We start from the raw sequence: 16,851 nt of genomic DNA, 5'->3' as shown, positions 1-16,851 counted from the left end.
CCCTGGGCGCTGCTAAGCTGAATCAATCTCCGCCATTTTGGCACGCGAGGAGGTCACATGATTCGTTCGATGCTGTACGCCACAGACCTGGGCCTGTACGCCCCTTATGTGATGCAGCATGCCTTGGCGTTAGCACGGACGTTTGAAGCCGAGTTGTATGTGGTGCATGCGGTAGAACCGATGGGGCTGTTCGCCGAGTCGGTGTTGCAAAGCTATCTCGACGAGCAGGCGCTGAACGAATTTCACCGCCAAGGTCTGAATACGGTGATGGCCAATATCGAACAGCGGGTGCTCGACAGTTTCCGCGAGGAGTTGGGGGAAGGGCAGCAGGACTTGAAACTGATCAAGTCGGTCAGGGTGTACCAGGGCGATCCTTCCCAAGTCATCCTGGAGCAGGCTGCGAAACTCTCCGTCGACTTGCTGATCGTAGGCAGTCATTGCCAAGGGGCAAGCGGTGAAACCCCCTTGGGCAGAACCGCTGCACGGGTATTGCAGTTATCCCGGGTGCCGGTCTATCTGGTACCGCTGGTACAGCGCCGACGCCAGGGAGAGGCCTGAGGCGAAACGATGGCTTTTTATAAAAAGTTCTAGATTTATTGTCGAAACCTTTCATATAGTTATATACCGTCGCTGATGCCCGTGGCGTCCAACTGCTTTGAGGGATACATATGAAGCTTCAACAACTGCGCTACATCTGGGAAGTGGCGCACCACGACCTCAACGTTTCCGCTACTGCCCAAAGCCTCTACACATCGCAACCCGGCATCAGCAAGCAGATCCGCCTGTTGGAAGATGAACTGGGCGTCGAAGTCTTCGCCCGCAGTGGCAAACACCTGACCCGCGTGACGCCGGCCGGTGAGCGCATCATCACCACCGCTGGCGAGATCCTGCGCAAGGTCGAAAGCATCAAGCAGATCGCCCAGGAATTCTCCAACGAGAAAAAAGGCACCTTGTCGATCGCCACCACCCACACCCAGGCTCGTTATGCGCTGCCGCCGGTGATCAGCAACTTCATCAAGCAATACCCGGACGTGGCGCTGCACATGCACCAGGGGTCGCCGATGCAGATCGCCGAAATGGCCGCCGACGGTACCGTGGACTTCGCCATTGCCACCGAGGCCCTGGAACTGTTCGGGGACCTGGTGATGATGCCGTGCTATCGCTGGAACCGCTGTGTGGTCGTGCCCCAGGGCCATCCGTTGACCAAGCTGCCGAAGCTGACCCTCGAAGCCCTGGCCGAATACCCGATCGTGACCTACGTATTCGGTTTCACGGGTCGTTCCAAACTTGACGAAGCCTTCAGCCATCGTGGCCTGACGCCCAAGGTGGTGTTCACCGCCGCCGACGCCGACGTGATCAAGACCTACGTTCGCCTGGGCCTGGGTGTGGGCATCGTCGCGAAGATGGCCGTCGATACCAAGCTCGACAGCGACCTGGTGGTACTGGATGCCAGTGAGTTGTTCGAATCCAGCGTGACCAAGATCGGTTTCCGTCGTGGCACTTTCCTGCGGGGTTTCATGTGCGATTTCATCGAGAAATTTGCACCGCACCTGACTCGGGAAGTGATGGCCAAGGCCATCCAATGCCACAACAAGCAAGAACTTGAAGAGTTGTTCGACGGCGTCGAGCTACCGGTGCACTAAGACCCTTCTAGATCGCCTCGGTGACAGCGAACTGTTGCCGGGCGCCCGCTACCACGATCTCTACTTCATCCCCTTCGAACTTGCCCAAAAGGCCGCGGCCCAGCGGTGAGCGAGGGGTGATGACGGTGATCGGCTGGCCCACCAGCGAGACCTTCAAGCCCGCCGCATCCGGCCCCAGGAACAGCCATTGCTGGCGACCGTCCTCATCCTCTAAACCAATCAACGTGCCCACCTGAATGCCGCGCTGTTCGTCGTATGGCCTTAGTGTCAGGTTCTGGCAGAGGGCGAGGGCCTGGCGTATTTCTTCCACGCGCCTGGCTTGCCCGGCAGCGAGGTAAGAAGCTTCAAGGCCCAGGGTGTCGTACTTGTTCTCGGCGATGTTTTCTTCGTGGGTCGCGGTTTCGTAGGCGGTCTGCGCGGCGCGTTCGGCGATGTCGAGATCAATTTTGAGCTTGTCGAGAATCAACTGGTGGACGGTCTGTTTGTTCATGGTCATTCGCAGAATTGCAGGACGTTGGCGCGGCTTTTCTCACTGGGCGCATTCTGGTCCTGTTGCAGCCAGAACTGGCACTTGGGGTTGGACAGGTTGCGCGGATTGTTGCGGGCCTGATCGAGCGCCTGGCGCTGCTCGTTCCTCTGCAGGTTCTGCTGGTACTGCTCGAACATCGGCGTGGGCGGCTCTGGAGGTGGTTGCACCACCGGTGGTTGCGCCAGTTGATGGACGGCGGCGGCCACGGGTGCCAGTTGTTCGTTGAACAGGAATCTGGACAGCAGCCAGCCCGTCAACACGATGGCGAGGAACCCCAGCCACAGGCCCAGGGCGATGCTGAAGGTCAATTGCAAAGCCGTGAGGCGCGAGGGTGTCGGGTGATCGGGCATGGCTGCTTCCTGGCAGGGGCATGGGCAGGCGATATTGTCGCATGAAGATTAATCGCCGTCGGCTCTTCTGCGTGATCGGTTTATTCGGGACAATCAGGCCTTTGCCACAGGGAGTCGGGAATGACTGTGCGTTGGGATATTTTTTGCACCGTCGTCGATAACTTTGGCGACATTGGTGTCACATGGCGTCTGGCTCGGCAGTTGGTGGCCGAGCATCGATGCGCGGTGCGGCTATGGGTCGACGACCTGCGTGCCTTCGAACGAATTTGCCCGGAAATCGACATCACCCTGTCCGAGCAATGGCAGCAGGGTGTGCAAGTGCGTCACTGGCCCGAGGAGTGGGCGCCCACCGAAGCCGCCGACGTGGTGATCGCCGCGTTTGCCTGCCAACTGCCGAGCGCCTATATGGATGCGATGGCTGCGCGCCAGACGACGCCCCTGTGGATGAACCTCGATTATTTGAGCGCCGAGGACTGGGTGATCGGTTGCCATGGCTTACCGTCAGTCAAATACAAGCACGTGCAGAAATATTTCTTTTTCCCCGGCTTTCGGGAGGGAACGGGTGGCTTGCTGCGCGAGGCCGGCCTGCTGGAGCGCCGCCGGCAATTTCAGCAGGATGCCGAAGCGCAACGCAGTTTCCTGCAAGGATTGGGCGTGGAGCGGGCGCCGCAAGCCTGTCTGATCTCGCTGTTTGCCTACGAGAACGCCGGGCTGGCGAGCTGGTTTGACGCGATGGCAGCCGATACCCAGGCATTTCATGTGCTGGTTCCCGAAGGGCGAGTGTTGGGCGACGTCGAGTGTTGGCTCGGTGTCGAAGGCCTGAAGGTCGGTGCGCTGCATCGACGCGGTGCACTGACGGTGCAGGTGCTGCCGTTCGTTCGCCAGGATCAGTACGACCAGTTGCTGTGGTGCTGTGATTTCAACGCCGTGCGTGGCGAAGACTCCTTCGTGCGCGCGCAATGGGCTGGTCGGCCGCTGCTCTGGCATATCTACCAGCAGGAAGAAGACGTCCACCTGGAAAAGCTCGAGGCATTTCTCAGGCTCTACAATCAGGGGCTTTCACCAGATGCGCAAAAAGCGATCAGCGGTCTTTGGCGGGCCTGGAATGCCGGCCAGGACATGACCGAATATTGGAAAGCCACCCGTGAACAGCAGCAGGAACTGGCCGGACATGCCCAGGCGTGGTGTCTGGAACAGGCCTCGCGAGCCGATCTTGCCGCAGCGCTGGTGAAGTTTTATGTAAATTGGATATGATACGCGGCCTAGATTTTTGTAAATCCCATCCAAATTCGGATATTCGCAATGAAAACTGGTAAAGAACTGAAACCCGGGACCGTGATCCGTCTCGAAAACGATCCTTGGCTGGTTCAGAAAGCTGAGTTCACCAAGTCGGGTCGTAACAGCGCGATCATGAAGACCAAGCTGAAGAACCTGCTGACCGGTTACAAGACCGAGATCGTCTACAGCGCCGACGACAAACTGGACGACGTGATCCTCGACCGCAAAGAAGCGACCCTGTCCTTCATCAGCGGCGACACCTACACGTTCATGGACACCACTGACTACACCATGTACGAGCTGAACGCCGAAGACATCGAAAGCGTTCTGCCGTTCATCGAAGAAGGCATGACCGACGTCTGCGAAGCCGTATTCTTCGAAGAACGCCTGGTTTCCGTAGAACTGCCGACCACTATCGTGCGTCAGGTTGACTACACCGAAGGCTCCGCTCGCGGTGACACTTCCGGCAAGGTGATGAAGCCTGCCAAACTGAAGAACGGTACCGAGCTGTCGGTTGCTGACTTCATCGAAATCGGCGACATGATCGAGATCGATACCCGCGAAGGCGGTTCCTACAAAGGCCGCGCTAAATAAGCGAAGCCTTGTGTATAAAAAAGCCCGACCATTGAGTCGGGCTTTTTTATTTCAACTGCCACAGCAGAACCCTGTGGCGAGGGAGCTTGCTCCCGCTGGGCTGTACAGCAGCCCCAAACCCAGACAACGCAATTATCCAGTCATACCGCATTTGCCCAGTTTACGACTGCTGCGCAGCCGAGCGGGAGCAAGCTCCCTCGCCACCAAGGCTCCGGGGCCCAGTTATTTCAAGTGCTGCTTGAGCTCTTCGGACACCTGCAACATCGCCGAACGCACCGCTGGGACCTGGCTGACCACGTTGAGCAAGCCATAGTCGTGGATCATGCCGTTGTAGCGCACGGCGGTGACGGGTACACCGGCCGCGTCCAGCTTGCGGGCATAGGCTTCGCCTTCATCGCGCAAGACATCAGCCTCGGCGGTCTGCACCAGCGCTGGCGGCAGGCCCTTGAGTTGTGCGGTGCTGGCCCGCAGCGGCGAGGCATAGATCTCGCCGCGTTGCCCGGCATCGGTGGTGTAGTTGTCCCAGAACCATTTCATCATGTTTTTACTGAGGAAGTGCCCTTCGGCGAACTGGTTGTAGGACGCCGTCTCGAAGCTGGCATCAGTCACCGGCCATAGCAACGCCTGGAAACGGATCGCCGGCGTGCCTTTGTCCTTCGCCATCAGGGCCACGACCGCCGCCATGTTGCCGCCGACGCTGTTGCCCACCACGGCCAGGCGCTTGCCGTCGACGTTGATCTGCTTGCCGTGTTCGGCCACCCATTTCGTGGCGGCGTAGGCCTGGTTGAGCGCCACCGGGTAATGCGCCTCGGGTGAGGGCGTGTAGTTGACGAACACCGCGACAGCGCCCGAGCCCGCCACCAGATCTCGAACCAGGCGTTCGTGGGTCGGGAAGTCACCCAATACCCAGCCACCTCCGTGGAAGAACATGAACACGGGCAACTCACCCTTGACCCCGGCTGGGCGAACGATGGTCAGGCTGATCGGCTGGCCATCGACCTGGATGGTTTTCTCGCTGACGTCGGCCTTGGGCAAAGTCAGTTTCACCCCCGCCTGGGCGCCCACCAATACGGCGCGGGCGTCCTTGGGCGACAGTTGCTCCAGGGGCTTGCCAGTGCCGGCATTCAGCACGTCGAGAAACGCCTGGGTGTTGTGTTCGACGATGCCGTCGGCGAAGGCACTGCTGACGCTGAGGGCGAGAAGGGTGCCGGCAAAGGCTTTGCTGAGCGTGTTCATGTGCATCTCCTTAGGTTCGGGTCCAGGGTTGGTGGTCAGACGGTCACGTGCAGGCGCACATCAACGTTGCCGCGGGTGGCGTTGGAGTACGGGCAGACTTGGTGAGCCGCATCCACCAGGCTTTGCGCGTCGGCCTGGTCCAGCCCTGGCAGGCTGATGTGCAGGTCGATATCGAGGCCGAAACCGCCGGGGATCTGGCCGATACCGACATGGGCGGTAATCGAGGCGTCGTCCGGGATCTTGCGTTTGCTCTGGCTAGCCACGAATTTCAGTGCGCCGATGAAGCAGGCCGAGTAGCCGGCGGCGAACAGTTGCTCAGGGTTGGTCGCCGCACCGCCTGCACCACCGAGTTCCTTGGGCGTGGCGAGTTTGACGTCGAGGATGTTGTCACTGGAGATCGCACGACCATCACGGCCGCCGGTGGAGGTTGCGATTGCGGTGTAGAGAGTTTGCATGATGAGAGCCTCGTTTCTAGGGTGGAGTTATCGTGCTAAATGTTTGCGCGCTAATTAGGTGTGAGACAAATGTATAGCGCTAATATTTTGTGCGCAAGATATTTTTTTGAGGCGAGTTGAGTTGGCGCCACTAAAAGGGCATGTAACCCTTGAGCTAGAGCGTCTCAGCGCAGCAAAAAAAATTTAGATGGGCGAGTTAGAGATCAAGGAGCTGCAGGATCCCCGCCATCGCGAGCAAGCTCGCTCCCACATTAGATTTGCGTCGAAGGCAGATTTATAGCCACTGAGCATCAAGTGTGGGAGCGAGCTTGCTCGCGATAGCGGTGGGTCAGTTGGAGGTCAGTCAGAGGCTGTCTTGCAAATGCCCGCGCAGTGCCTGCAGGTCAAGTTGCAGCTTCTTCAACTGCTCCAGGGTCAGGCCGCTGGCGGCGAGGATGCATTGGGGGATGTCGAGGGCTTTTTCGCGCAGGGCGCGGCCCTGTTCGGTGAGTTCGACAATCACCACACGTTCGTCTTCACGGCTGCGGGTGCGGCTCAGCAGGCCCTCGACCTCCAGGCGCTTGAGCAGTGGCGTCAGCGAGCCGGGGTCTGTCAGTAGGCGCGTGCTGATTTCACCGACGGTCAATCCGTCCTTTTCCCACAACACCATCATCGCCAGGTATTGCGGATACGTCAGGCCCAGGGCCTGTAGCAGCGGCTTGTAGACTTTGGTCATCAGCAGCGACGTGGAGTGCAGGGCGAAACAGACCTGGTTGTCGAGTAGTAGGGCTTCGCAGGCTTCGGGGGTGTCGCGCAGGGTGTTCATGGCAGAACCTTCAATCAATGATCGATACGAATCTAGCGGGCGAATCTTTAATGCACCAGATAATTCTGATATTTCGGATGGATGTTACGTTTCCCCGCTGGCGCCGACTGCGTAGGATAAGCGCCCTGAGGAAAAGGGGAGTCTTCTGTGTTCGAATTTGCACTGTTCTTGGTCTTTGGTGCCGTGTTGGGCACCTTGGGGGGATTGTTCGGGATCGGTGGTGGCCTGATTGCCATTCCGGTGCTGGGCGTCTGGTTCGGCCTCGACCAGCAAATGGCCCAAGGGACAGCGCTGGTCATGGTGGTGCCCAATGTGATGCTTGCGTTGTGGCGCTATCACCAGCGCAATCGCATCGAATTGCGCCATGTCCTGCCGTTGGCTTCCATGGGGTTCTGCTTTGCCTGGCTGGGTTCGATCTGGGCCGTGGGGATCGACGCGAATAGCATGCGGATCGGCTTCGTCGCGTTCCTGATCGCGCTGACACTCTACAACATGGCCCGCATGTTCGCCGCCAACGCACCGGCTTCGGCGCAGATGCGTTATGGCTGGCCATGGCTCGCCGTGCTTGGGGCGGCGTCCGGTACCATGGGCGGCCTTTTCGGTGTTGGCGGGGCCGTGGTCGCGACGCCGATCCTGACCAGCATTTTTGGCACCAGCCAGGTGGTCGCCCAAGGGTTATCCCTGGCACTGGCCTTGCCCAGCACCGGCGTGACCCTCGCCACTTATGCGTTTCACCATGAGGTGGACTGGAGCATCGGCCTGCCGCTGGCCGTCGGTGGCCTGCTGAGCATCAGTTGGGGGGTGAAAGTCGCCCACGCCTTGCCGGAGCGGCTGTTGCGCGGGCTGTTTTGCGGTTTCCTGGTGCTGTGCGCGGTGCTGCTCGCCTTTAAAGTTTGAAGCCTTCGACGATGTGCTCGGCCAGGCACTCGGTGATCGGCGATGGGTTATGCAGGTTGCGGATCAGCATGATGCTGGCCTCGGGCAGTTCCGGCAGGTCTTCAGCTTCGCCCAGTACGCGCATGTCCGGGGTCAGCAGGCTTTCCAGTTGCGCCGTGATTGCCAGGCCGGCGCCCACCACCGCCATGAGCGCCGACAGGCTCGAGCTGTTGTATGCCACGCGATAATCGCGACCCATGGCATCCAGCGCATTGCAGGCCCATTGCCGGCAGAAACAGTCACTGTTGAACATCGCCAGCGGCAGCGGTGTTTGTTCATGGACATTGAAGCAAGCGGCTTCGGCCCAGACAAAGCGTTCCTTGCGCAGCAACTGGCCGATTTCGTCCCCCGGTTTGCGGGTGACGATGGACAGGTCCAGGTCCTGGCGCAGCAGCAACTGCTTGGACGATTCGCAGTGCACTTCAATTTCGATCAGCGGGTAGAACTGGGCGAAGCGTTGCAGGATGCCTGGCAGAAAGCGCATCACGTAATCGTCCGGCGTGCCGATGCGCACCGTGCCGACCATGTGCGGTTCACGCAGGGTATTGAACACTTCGCTGTGCAGCTTGAGGATCCGCCGCGCGTAACCCAACAGCACCTGGCCTTCAGCGGTGAGCTTGACCTGGCGTCCGTCACGCTCGAACAACCGTCGTTGCAACACGTCTTCTTCCAACCGCTTCATCTGCATGCTGACGGCAGACTGGGTGCGATTGACCAATTCCCCGGCCCGGGTGAAACCGCCTTGGTCGGCGATGGCGACAAAGGTACGCAGCACTTCCGTATCGATGCTCGGGTAACTCGACAATTGATCAATCTCCGAGATGTATTGCATAAGAAACATTCGTTGGATTGATCTTATCGTTAGCGCGAGACTTGATCCATCCCCAACGGAGGACATCACGATGAAAGGTCAAAAAGGTTATCTACTGATAGACAAACTCTCCCACGGCTTTTCCGTCAGCGCCCTGCTGCACAAGTTTAGCCGCTGGTACGAATTGCACCACGAGCGCGAACTGCTGGCCGGAATGAGCGACGAGGCGCTCAAGGACATTGGCGTGAGTCGTGCCGATGTGGAGCGGGAAGTGGTTCGGCCATTCTGGGACGACCCAATGCACAAATGAGCCATCCTTTCCTACACAAACCCCTTATTGGTGAGGTAGGTTGCGAGCAGACAAGGAGATCTCCATGCCCGCGACTCTGTCCTTTACCCTCAAACAGGCCCGGCGTCTGGCGTTGGCCGCCCAAGGATTCGATGGGCGCTCACCGCCAGCTTCGGTGCAACCCTCACGCCTCAACCGTCTGATCGAACGCCTCGGCGTCCTGCAGATCGACTCAGTCAATGCGTTGGTGCGCTCGCATTACCTCCCGCTGTTCTCCCGTCTCGGCCACTACAATCGCGATTTGCTTGATCAAGCAGCCTGGAGCCAGGGCCGACGTCGTACGCTGTTCGAGTACTGGGGGCATGAAGCCTCGCTGCTGCCGATGTCGATGTATCCGCTGATGCGCTGGCGCATGAATCGGGCGTCGGGTGGCGAAGGGATTTATCAGCAGTTGGCGCGTTTCGGCCAAGAACGCCAGGATGTCATCCGCCGCGTTCTGGCGGCGGTCCAGGAGCAGGGCGCCCTGGGTGCTGGCAGCTTGTCTACGCGTCAGGAAAAGGCCGGGCCTTGGTGGGACTGGAGTGCGGAGAAACATGCGCTGGAGTGGCTGTTCGCCGCAGGCGAAGTCACGGTGGCGGGGCGGCGCGGGTTCGAACGGCTCTACGACTTGCCCGAACGCGTACTGCCGGCCTCGATCCTGCAGCAACCGTTGCCGGACGAGGCCCAGGCCCAGCGCGCCTTGCTGCTGCATGCAGCTGACGCCTTGGGCATTGCGACAGAGAAAGACCTGCGCGACTACTTTCGCCTCGCTCCGGCCGACAGCCGCGGGCGCCTGGCTGAGTTGGAGGAGGCCGGAGAGCTGCTGCGCTGCCAGGTGCAGGGCTGGAAACAACCGACCTGGTGTCGACCCGCGGCGAAAATTCCTCGCAAAGTCGCCGCCAGTGCCTTGTTGTCGCCGTTCGACTCGCTGGTCTGGGAGCGCGACCGCACCGAGCGGTTGTTCGACTTTCGCTACCGGTTGGAGATCTACACGCCTGTCCACAAGCGGGTGTATGGCTATTACGTGTTGCCGTTCCTGCACAATGAACGCATCGCCGCTCGGGTGGACCTGCGGGCGGAGCGGGCCCTGGGCCGGTTGGCGGTGCATGCGGTGCATGAGGAAGAGCCGGGGTTGGACGAGGAGGGGGTGCAAGCCTTGGCGGTGAACCTGCGGTGCATGGCCGATTGGTTGGGGTTGGAAAGGGTCCAGCTCAATTGTCAGCGGGTGGGTGGGGTTCGGTTGGCGGTGGCATTGGCCCAGTTAAGTGGTGACTGACCCGACGCTATCGCGAGCTTGCTCGCGATAGCAGTCCAACCGGCGAAGAAGAACCTACCGCCGAACCTGCTTCAATGTCTCGGCAATCAGGAAAGCCAGCTCCAGCGACTGATCGGCATTCATCCGCGGGTCGCAGTGGGTGTGGTAGCGGTCCGATAGCCCATCCTCGGTAATCGGGCGCGCGCCGCCGATGCATTCAGTGACGTTTTGCCCGGTCATCTCGATGTGAATTCCGCCGGCATAGGTGCCTTCGGCTTCGTGGACCTGGAAGAACTGCTTCACTTCGCCGAGGATCTGCGCAAAGTCCCGGGTCTTGTAGCCGCTGCTGGCCTTGATGGTGTTGCCATGCATCGGGTCGGAGCTCCACAACACTTGCTTGCCTTCACGCTGCACGGCGCGCAATAGCGGCGGCAAGTGTTCGCCGACCTTGTTGGCGCCCATCCGGGCGATCAGGTTCAGTCGGCCGGGGTCGTTCTGCGGGTTGAGCACGTCGATCAGGCGGATCAGGTCGTCAGGGTCCATGCTCGGGCCGACCTTGACCCCGATCGGGTTGTTCACCCCGCGCAGGAATTCGACATGGGCGCCGTCCAACTGACGGGTACGGTCGCCGATCCACAGCATGTGGGCCGAGCAGTCGTAATAGTCGTTGGTCAGGCTGTCACGGCGCACGAAGGCTTCTTCGTAATTGAGCAGCAACGCTTCGTGGGCAGTGAAAAAGCTGGTTTCACGCAGTTGCGGCGAGCTGTCCATGCCGCAGGCGCGCATGAATGCCAGGGTTTCGTCGATGCGGTCGGCCAGGTGGCTGTATTTTTCCGCCAGGGCCGAGTTGGCGATGAAGTCCAGGTTCCACTTGTGCACCTGGTGCAGGTCGGCGAACCCGCCCTGGGCGAAGGCGCGCAGCAGGTTCAAGGTGGCGGTGGACTGGTGGTAGGACTGCAGCAACCGCTCCGGGTCCGGTACGCGGCTTTTCTCGTCGAAACCGATGCCGTTGACGATGTCGCCCCGGTAGGCCGGCAAGGTCACGCCGTCGATGGTTTCATCATTGGCCGAGCGCGGCTTGGCGAACTGCCCGGCCATGCGCCCAACCTTGACCACCGGGCAGCCGGCGGCAAAGGTCATGACGATCGCCATCTGCAAAAGGACCTTGAAGGTGTCGCGGATCTTGGCCGCCGAGAACTCGGCAAAGCTTTCGGCGCAGTCGCCGCCTTGCAGCAGGAACGCCCGGCCTTGGGTCACCTCGGCGAACTGACGGCGCAACTCCCGGGCTTCACCGGCAAACACCAGTGGCGGATAGCTGGCCAGGGTCTGCTCCACCTGCAACAGGTGCGCGGCGTCGGGGTAGCGGGGTTGTTGCTGGATCGGCAAGGCGCGCCAGCTGTCAGGGCTCCAGGGTTGGCTCATCGTGATCTCTAGGTGATTTACGCTCGGACGGCCATGTTATCAGCAAATTAGTGCGTGACCTGCTCCGGTTGCTTCGCGGACAATCGCGCCTTTGTCCCGTATCCGCAGGCTCAAGCCGGCACGGTCACCATCAGGAGATGAAATGACAGAGGAGCGCGTCGAGCATTTGCTCGCCGAGGTGCACGACGAGTTCGGCATGATTCGCGTATTCGAAGTGGCCGATTATCGGTTTCTCGAGTTTGGCGATGCCATCGAGCAGAGTTGCGTGTTCACAGCCGATCCGAGCTGGCTCGAATATGACTATACCCGCGCCATGCTCATTGGCGCGTTGTGTCACGAGCAGCCGGAAAGTGCACTTTTTCTGGGTCTGGGCGCTGGTACGTTGACCCAAGCCTGCCTCAAGTTCCTGCCGTTGGAAGATGTCGAGGCCATCGAATTGCGCCCCGACGTGCCGCGCCTGGCCATCGAATACCTGGGGCTGGATGACGATCCGCGACTGTACATCCGTGTTGGAGATGCACTGGAACTGCTTGAAAGCGCTGAGCCTGCGGACCTGATTTTCGTCGACCTCTATACCGATGTCGGTCCTGGCGTCGGGCACCTGGCCTGGGGCTTCCTGGAAAACTGCCAGAAACGTCTCAACCCGGGCGGCTGGCTGGTGATCAACCAATGGGCCACCGACGACGGCAAGCCATTGGGCGCGGCGCTGTTGCGCGGTTTGTACCACCGGCATTATTGGGAGCTGCCGGTGAAGGAGGGCAATGTGATCCTGATCGTGCCGGCGGACCTGGATCAGGAGCTGGACATGCAAGGACTGGTGGCCAGGGCCGAAGGGCTGGCGCCGAGGCTGGGTTATTCGTTGCAGTCGTTGATCAAGGCGATCCGGCCGGCGACCTGATCAAAGGCCCCCAAAACCTTTTGACAAGTGAGTTCCCCTGTGGCGAGGGAGCTTGCTCCCGCTGGGCTGCGCAGCAGCCCCCTCTCAAGCTCACTCAATCAACCTGATCCACCGCGTCGCCGGGCTCCAGGGCCGCTGCGCGCCCCAGCGGGAGCAAGCTCCCTCGCCACGGGGAATTCGGCACGGCGTGGGTTAAGGGAATGCCTCGAGTCAGTGTCAGTCTCAAGAGCAAATCGGTTGATCGACCGGAATGCTTTTGTGGCGAGGGAGCTTGCTCCCGCTGGGCTGCGCAGCAGCCCCTCTCAAGCTCACTCAATCAACCTGATCCACCGCGTCGCCGGGCTCTAGGGCCGCTGCGCGCCCCAGCGGGAGCAAGCTCCCTCGCCACGGGGAATTCGGCACGGCGTGGGTTAAGGGAATGCCTCGAGTCAGTGTCAGTCTCAAGAGCAAATCGGTTGATCGACCGGGATGCTTTTGTGGCGAGGGAGCTTGCTCCCGCTGGGTCGCGAAGCGGCCCCCTTCGATTTCAGATATCAACCCAGGCGTCTGCTTCGCAGCCGAGCGGGAGCAAGCTCCCTCGCCACCAAGGGCAAAGTTGTCTGGGGTGAACCGTTTTAGCCGGCTGTCCCAAGGCCCAGGCCAACGAGCCCCATAACGGTATCTGGCAATAAAAAAAGCTCCCTTTTCGGGCGAATTCCGGTATAGTGCGCGCCGGCCTTTAGCCGGGCCGCGTCAAGGTAGCGCAATTCCCCGAAGTCAGCTTCGGTTGCATGTCCGCACAACGGATGCTTCCACGACGTTCTTTTTCATTCATTCGTTTTCGCAAATCCCCGCCGACAAAGCAGCCAGGGCGACTCTTGAGTCTCAACACGGCATGCGCAGCTTTGGAGCATGGGTCTTTGCGGATGCACTTAGAGGCAGACCCATGACCCAGGAAACCGGCGGCTTCGCCGCTTTTAATCTCAACCCGAACATTCTTGCTGCCGTCACTGCGACCGGCTACGAAGAACCTTCGGCGATTCAGCAGCAATCGATCCCGATCATCATGGCCGGCCACGACATGATTGGCCAGGCGCAAACCGGTACGGGTAAAACCGCTGCGTTCGCCCTGCCGATCCTGCATCGCATCGATCCTGCCAAGCGCGAACCGCAAGCCCTGATCCTGGCGCCAACTCGTGAGTTGGCGCTGCAAGTAGCAACCGCTTTCGAAACCTATTCCAAGCAGATGCCTGGCGTTACTGTTGTGGCCGTTTATGGCGGTGCCCCGATGGGCCCACAACTGAAAGCCATCCGTAATGGCGCGCAGATCGTTGTCGCTACTCCGGGTCGTCTGTGCGATCACCTGCGTCGTGACGAAAAAGTCCTGGCCACCGTGAACCACCTGGTTCTCGACGAAGCCGACGAAATGCTCAAGCTGGGTTTCATGGATGACCTGGAAGTCATCTTCAAGGCCCTGCCAGCGACCCGCCAGACTGTATTGTTCTCGGCTACCTTGCCGCAATCGATCCGTGCCATTGCCGAGCGCCACCTGCGCGATCCGCAACACGTAAAGATCCAGACCAAGACCCAGACCGTCACCGCGATCGAACAGGCTCACCTGCTGGTTCACGCCGACCAGAAGACTTCCGCCGTTCTCAGCTTGTTGGAAGTGGAAGACTTCGACGCCCTGATCATGTTCGTGCGTACCAAGCAAGCGACCCTGGACCTGGCCAGCGCCCTGGAAGCCAAAGGCTACAAAGCCGCAGCGCTGAACGGTGACATTGCCCAGAACCAGCGTGAGCGCGTGATCGACTCCCTCAAGGATGGCCGCCTGGACATCGTTGTGGCGACCGACGTTGCTGCCCGTGGCCTGGACGTTCCGCGCATCACCCACGTATTCAACGTGGACATGCCGTACGATCCGGAATCCTACGTTCACCGTATCGGCCGTACTGGCCGTGCTGGTCGCGAAGGCCGTGCGCTGCTGCTGGTTACCCCGCGTGAGCGTCGCATGCTGCAAGTGATCGAGCGTGTAACTGGCCAGAAGGTAGCTGAAGTTCGCCTGCCGGACGCCCAGGCCGTTCTCGATGCCCGCATCAAGAAACTGACCAACAGCCTGTCGCCACTGGTGGCTGACGCCGAATCGACCCACGGTGATCTGCTCGATCGCCTGACCGCCGACATCGGTTGCACCCCGCGCGCTCTGGCCGCTGCACTGCTGCGCAAGGCCACCAATGGCCAAGCGCTGAACCTGGCTGCAATCGAGAAGGAGCGTCCCCTGGTGCCGAACAACGCACCGCGTGGCGACCGTCCTGAGCGTACCGGTGATCGTCCGGACCGTGGTGATCGCGAGCGTCGTGCTCCGATCCCGCTGGCCGAAGGTCGTGCCCGCTGCCGTACCGCGTTGGGTGCCCGTGACGGCATCGCCGCCAAGAACCTGCTGGGTGCCATCCTCAACGAAGGCGGCCTGGCCCGCGAAGCGATCGGTCGCATCCAGGTGCGTGACAGCTTCAGCCTGGTGGAACTGCCGGAAGATGGTCTGGAGAAGTTGCTGACCAAGCTCAAAGACACTCGTGTGGCTGGCAAGCAGCTCAAGCTGCGTCGCTATCGCGAAGATTGATCGGCTCTTGGGTTGATTGATCGAACATAAAAAATCCCCGACTGGTTCGGGGATTTTTTATGCCTGTCGTTTGGTGTGCCTTCAGGGGGCGTGGGTGGAGGCCAATCAGTCAATCGAACCGATAGATGTCCATCCCCAGCGTCCCCATCGTGAACCCCGCATGGACAACGCTGAACTTGCCCCCCGCACCCCGGGCAAAATACAGCGGCAGCAAGTGCTCATCGCTGGGATGGCTGCGCACGGCGTTCGGCGCCTGGCGACGGTAATCATGCAGCGCGGCCTCGTCGTCGGCCGCCAGCTTCTCAACCATCCAGTCGCGAAAGGCCTTGGCCCAGGGCTCAATGCTGTCGGGGCCGGCGTTCCAGTCCAGGTCGCGCAGGTTGTGGGTGATGCTGCCGGAACCGATCAGCAAGATGCTTTGCTGACGCAGGCTCGCCAGGGCCTGGCCGACCTGTGTCTGCAACATCGGTCCCTGGCGGCTGGGCAGGGAAACCTGCACCACCGGGATGTCGGCTTCTGGGTACATCAAAGACAATGGCACCCAGACGCCATGGTCGGACGGCCGTTGAGGGTCGAGGCGTGCCGGAAGGTTCGCGGTGTTGAGCACGGCTGCGATTTGTGTCGCCAGTTGAGGATCGCCAGGCGCGGGGTACTGCACCTCATACAAGGCTGGTGGAAAGCCGCCGAAGTCGTGCCAGGTGCGCGGCTGCGGATTGGCGCTGACCAGCAATTCGTTGCTTTCCCAGTGGGCGGACACGATGACGATGGCCTTGGGCTTGGGCAATTGAGCGGCCAGGCGAGCCAATGCCGGACCGCTGTCGCCGGGCTCCAGGGCGAGCATCGGTGAGCCATGGGAGATAAACAGGCTGGGCAGCATGAAGGGGCTCCTGAGCGTTAAGATGTGATCATCTTCCGTCAGGTCAATGATCTAAATCTAATATAAGTTTTAGCCCGTTTTTATCGAATTTCTTGGAGTTAATCATGGAGCCCGAGTTTTGGCATAAGCGCTGGTCATCGAACCAGATTGGTTTTCACTTACCGGAGGTGAACCCGTACCTGCAACGGTTTTGGCCGCAACTGGGCCTGGCCCAGGGCAGTCGGGTGCTGGTGCCATTGTGTGGCAAAAGCCTGGATCTGCTGTGGCTTGCCCATCAGGGGTACTCGGTGCTGGGCGTGGAGTTATCGGAAAAAGCCGCCAATGATTTTTTTCTTGAACATCGGCTTGAGCCGAGCGTGAGTGAAGAGGGTGTGTTCAAGGTCTTCCGTGCCGGGGGCATCGAAATCCGCTGTGGTGATTTCTTTGCCTTGAGTGCTGCAGATGTGGCCGATTGCACGGCGTTGTACGACCGCGCTGCGTTGATTGCCTTGCCAGTGGCGATGCGAGAGCGGTATGCGGCCCATCTGCAGAAGATCTTGCCCAATGGCGTCGGATTGTTGATTACCCTGGATTACAACCAGGATGAAATGCCTGGCCCGCCTTTCTCCGTGGGCAATGATGAGGTGCTGAGGTTGCTGGGTAATGCCTGGCGACTGGAGGTCTTGCAGGAGCAGGATGTGCTGGGGGAGAGCTGGAAGTTCTTGCAGGCTGGGGTGAAGCGGCTGGATGAGCGGGTGTATCGGATTTCCAATCGTTGACGGATGAAGCTGTGGTGAGGGAACCCCCTGCTTTTGTGGCGAGGGAGCTTGCTCCCGCTGGGCTGCGCAGCAGCCCC

18 protein-coding genes are annotated in these 16,851 nt (G+C 60.3%); 10 read left to right on the top strand and 8 right to left on the bottom strand.

Going from position 1 to position 16,851, the window contains the following annotated elements; genetic code table 11:
* Positions 1-57 precede the first annotated feature (57 nt).
* Complete coding sequence (locus BM300_RS16985) at positions 58-558, top strand: universal stress protein (RefSeq protein WP_014337270.1); 501 nt, start codon at positions 58-60, stop codon at positions 556-558.
* Between the two features lie 110 nt (positions 559-668).
* Positions 669-1,643 (top strand): HTH-type transcriptional regulator CysB, encoded by a 975-nt coding sequence (gene cysB, locus BM300_RS16980; RefSeq protein WP_003199376.1) that lies wholly within the window; start codon positions 669-671, stop codon positions 1,641-1,643.
* A 7-nt stretch (positions 1,644-1,650) separates the two neighbouring features.
* On the opposite strand, the gene BM300_RS16975 is transcribed toward cysB, so the two are convergent.
* Positions 1,651-2,133: a GreA/GreB family elongation factor gene (locus BM300_RS16975; RefSeq protein ID WP_025212614.1), complete on the bottom strand. Its 483-nt coding sequence runs from the start codon at positions 2,131-2,133 to the stop codon at positions 1,651-1,653.
* A gap of 2 nt (positions 2,134-2,135) precedes the next feature.
* Positions 2,136-2,522: a hypothetical protein gene (locus tag BM300_RS16970; protein WP_092463391.1), complete on the bottom strand. Its 387-nt coding sequence runs from the start codon at positions 2,520-2,522 to the stop codon at positions 2,136-2,138.
* Between the two features lie 120 nt (positions 2,523-2,642).
* Here BM300_RS16970 and earP point away from each other — a divergent pair, with 120 nt between their 5' ends.
* Both earP and BM300_RS16960 read left to right on the top strand, forming a co-directional pair.
* Positions 2,643-3,776: an elongation factor P maturation arginine rhamnosyltransferase EarP gene (gene earP, locus BM300_RS16965; protein WP_092463389.1), complete on the top strand. Its 1,134-nt coding sequence runs from the start codon at positions 2,643-2,645 to the stop codon at positions 3,774-3,776.
* 48 nt (positions 3,777-3,824) lie between these two features.
* Positions 3,825-4,394, top strand: a complete 570-nt coding sequence (locus BM300_RS16960) for an elongation factor P (protein ID WP_003199385.1) — start codon at positions 3,825-3,827, stop codon at positions 4,392-4,394.
* Between the two features lie 222 nt (positions 4,395-4,616).
* Here BM300_RS16960 and BM300_RS16955 read toward each other — a convergent pair whose 3' ends face one another.
* The 3 genes from BM300_RS16955 to BM300_RS16945 form a co-directional block, all read right to left on the bottom strand.
* Complete coding sequence (locus BM300_RS16955) at positions 4,617-5,630, bottom strand: alpha/beta hydrolase (protein ID WP_092463387.1); 1,014 nt, start codon at positions 5,628-5,630, stop codon at positions 4,617-4,619.
* 35 nt (positions 5,631-5,665) lie between these two features.
* Positions 5,666-6,085 carry an organic hydroperoxide resistance protein gene (locus tag BM300_RS16950; protein WP_003199389.1) on the bottom strand — a complete coding sequence of 140 codons (420 nt, stop codon included), beginning with the start codon at positions 6,083-6,085 and terminating at the stop codon, positions 5,666-5,668.
* A 343-nt stretch (positions 6,086-6,428) separates the two neighbouring features.
* Positions 6,429-6,890, bottom strand: coding sequence for a MarR family winged helix-turn-helix transcriptional regulator (locus BM300_RS16945; protein ID WP_039010909.1), 462 nt, complete (start codon positions 6,888-6,890; stop codon positions 6,429-6,431).
* 147 nt (positions 6,891-7,037) lie between these two features.
* On the opposite strand from BM300_RS16945, the gene BM300_RS16940 reads away from it, so the two are divergent.
* A complete protein-coding gene (locus BM300_RS16940) occupies positions 7,038-7,787 on the top strand; it encodes a sulfite exporter TauE/SafE family protein (RefSeq protein ID WP_063322314.1) in 750 nt (249 codons plus the stop codon).
* Here the strand turns inward: BM300_RS16940 and BM300_RS16935 are convergent.
* The gene (locus tag BM300_RS16935; protein ID WP_027912697.1) at positions 7,777-8,631 is read right to left on the bottom strand and encodes a LysR substrate-binding domain-containing protein; all 855 of its coding nucleotides are present in this window, start codon (positions 8,629-8,631) and stop codon (positions 7,777-7,779) included. The two genes, BM300_RS16940 and BM300_RS16935, sit on opposite strands and share 11 nt — an antisense overlap.
* Before the next feature lie 97 nt (positions 8,632-8,728).
* On the opposite strand from BM300_RS16935, the gene BM300_RS16930 reads away from it, so the two are divergent.
* Together BM300_RS16930 and BM300_RS16925 are read left to right on the top strand one after the other, a co-directional pair.
* Positions 8,729-8,947: a DUF1127 domain-containing protein gene (locus BM300_RS16930; RefSeq protein WP_063322313.1), complete on the top strand. Its 219-nt coding sequence runs from the start codon at positions 8,729-8,731 to the stop codon at positions 8,945-8,947.
* Between the two features lie 64 nt (positions 8,948-9,011).
* Positions 9,012-10,241 (top strand): winged helix-turn-helix domain-containing protein, encoded by a 1,230-nt coding sequence (locus tag BM300_RS16925; protein ID WP_092463385.1) that lies wholly within the window; start codon positions 9,012-9,014, stop codon positions 10,239-10,241.
* A 54-nt stretch (positions 10,242-10,295) separates the two neighbouring features.
* Here BM300_RS16925 and BM300_RS16920 read toward each other — a convergent pair whose 3' ends face one another.
* Complete coding sequence (locus tag BM300_RS16920; RefSeq protein ID WP_003199400.1) at positions 10,296-11,642, bottom strand: class II 3-deoxy-7-phosphoheptulonate synthase; 1,347 nt, start codon at positions 11,640-11,642, stop codon at positions 10,296-10,298.
* A 142-nt stretch (positions 11,643-11,784) separates the two neighbouring features.
* Between BM300_RS16920 and BM300_RS16915 the strand changes: the two genes are divergently transcribed.
* Both BM300_RS16915 and BM300_RS16905 read left to right on the top strand, forming a co-directional pair.
* Positions 11,785-12,540 carry a spermidine synthase gene (locus BM300_RS16915; RefSeq protein ID WP_003199402.1) on the top strand — a complete coding sequence of 252 codons (756 nt, stop codon included), beginning with the start codon at positions 11,785-11,787 and terminating at the stop codon, positions 12,538-12,540.
* Positions 12,541-13,465: 925 nt separating this feature from the next.
* Complete coding sequence (locus BM300_RS16905) at positions 13,466-15,139, top strand: DEAD/DEAH box helicase (protein ID WP_014337279.1); 1,674 nt, start codon at positions 13,466-13,468, stop codon at positions 15,137-15,139.
* A 109-nt stretch (positions 15,140-15,248) separates the two neighbouring features.
* Here the strand turns inward: BM300_RS16905 and BM300_RS16900 are convergent, their stop codons facing one another.
* Positions 15,249-16,016, bottom strand: coding sequence for a DODA-type extradiol aromatic ring-opening family dioxygenase (locus tag BM300_RS16900; protein WP_092463383.1), 768 nt, complete (start codon positions 16,014-16,016; stop codon positions 15,249-15,251).
* A 104-nt stretch (positions 16,017-16,120) separates the two neighbouring features.
* Here BM300_RS16900 and BM300_RS16895 point away from each other — a divergent pair, with 104 nt between their 5' ends.
* A complete protein-coding gene (locus BM300_RS16895) occupies positions 16,121-16,774 on the top strand; it encodes a thiopurine S-methyltransferase (RefSeq protein WP_092144819.1) in 654 nt (217 codons plus the stop codon).
* Positions 16,775-16,851 lie beyond the last annotated feature (77 nt).

Origin of the sequence: Pseudomonas sp. NFACC46-3 (assembly GCF_900114515.1) — a bacterium.
Taxonomy (GTDB): Bacteria; Pseudomonadota; Gammaproteobacteria; order Pseudomonadales; family Pseudomonadaceae; genus Aquipseudomonas; species Aquipseudomonas fluorescens_Q.
Note: the sequence above shows the minus strand (reverse complement) of the source record. Positions and strands in the feature narration are given on the sequence as shown.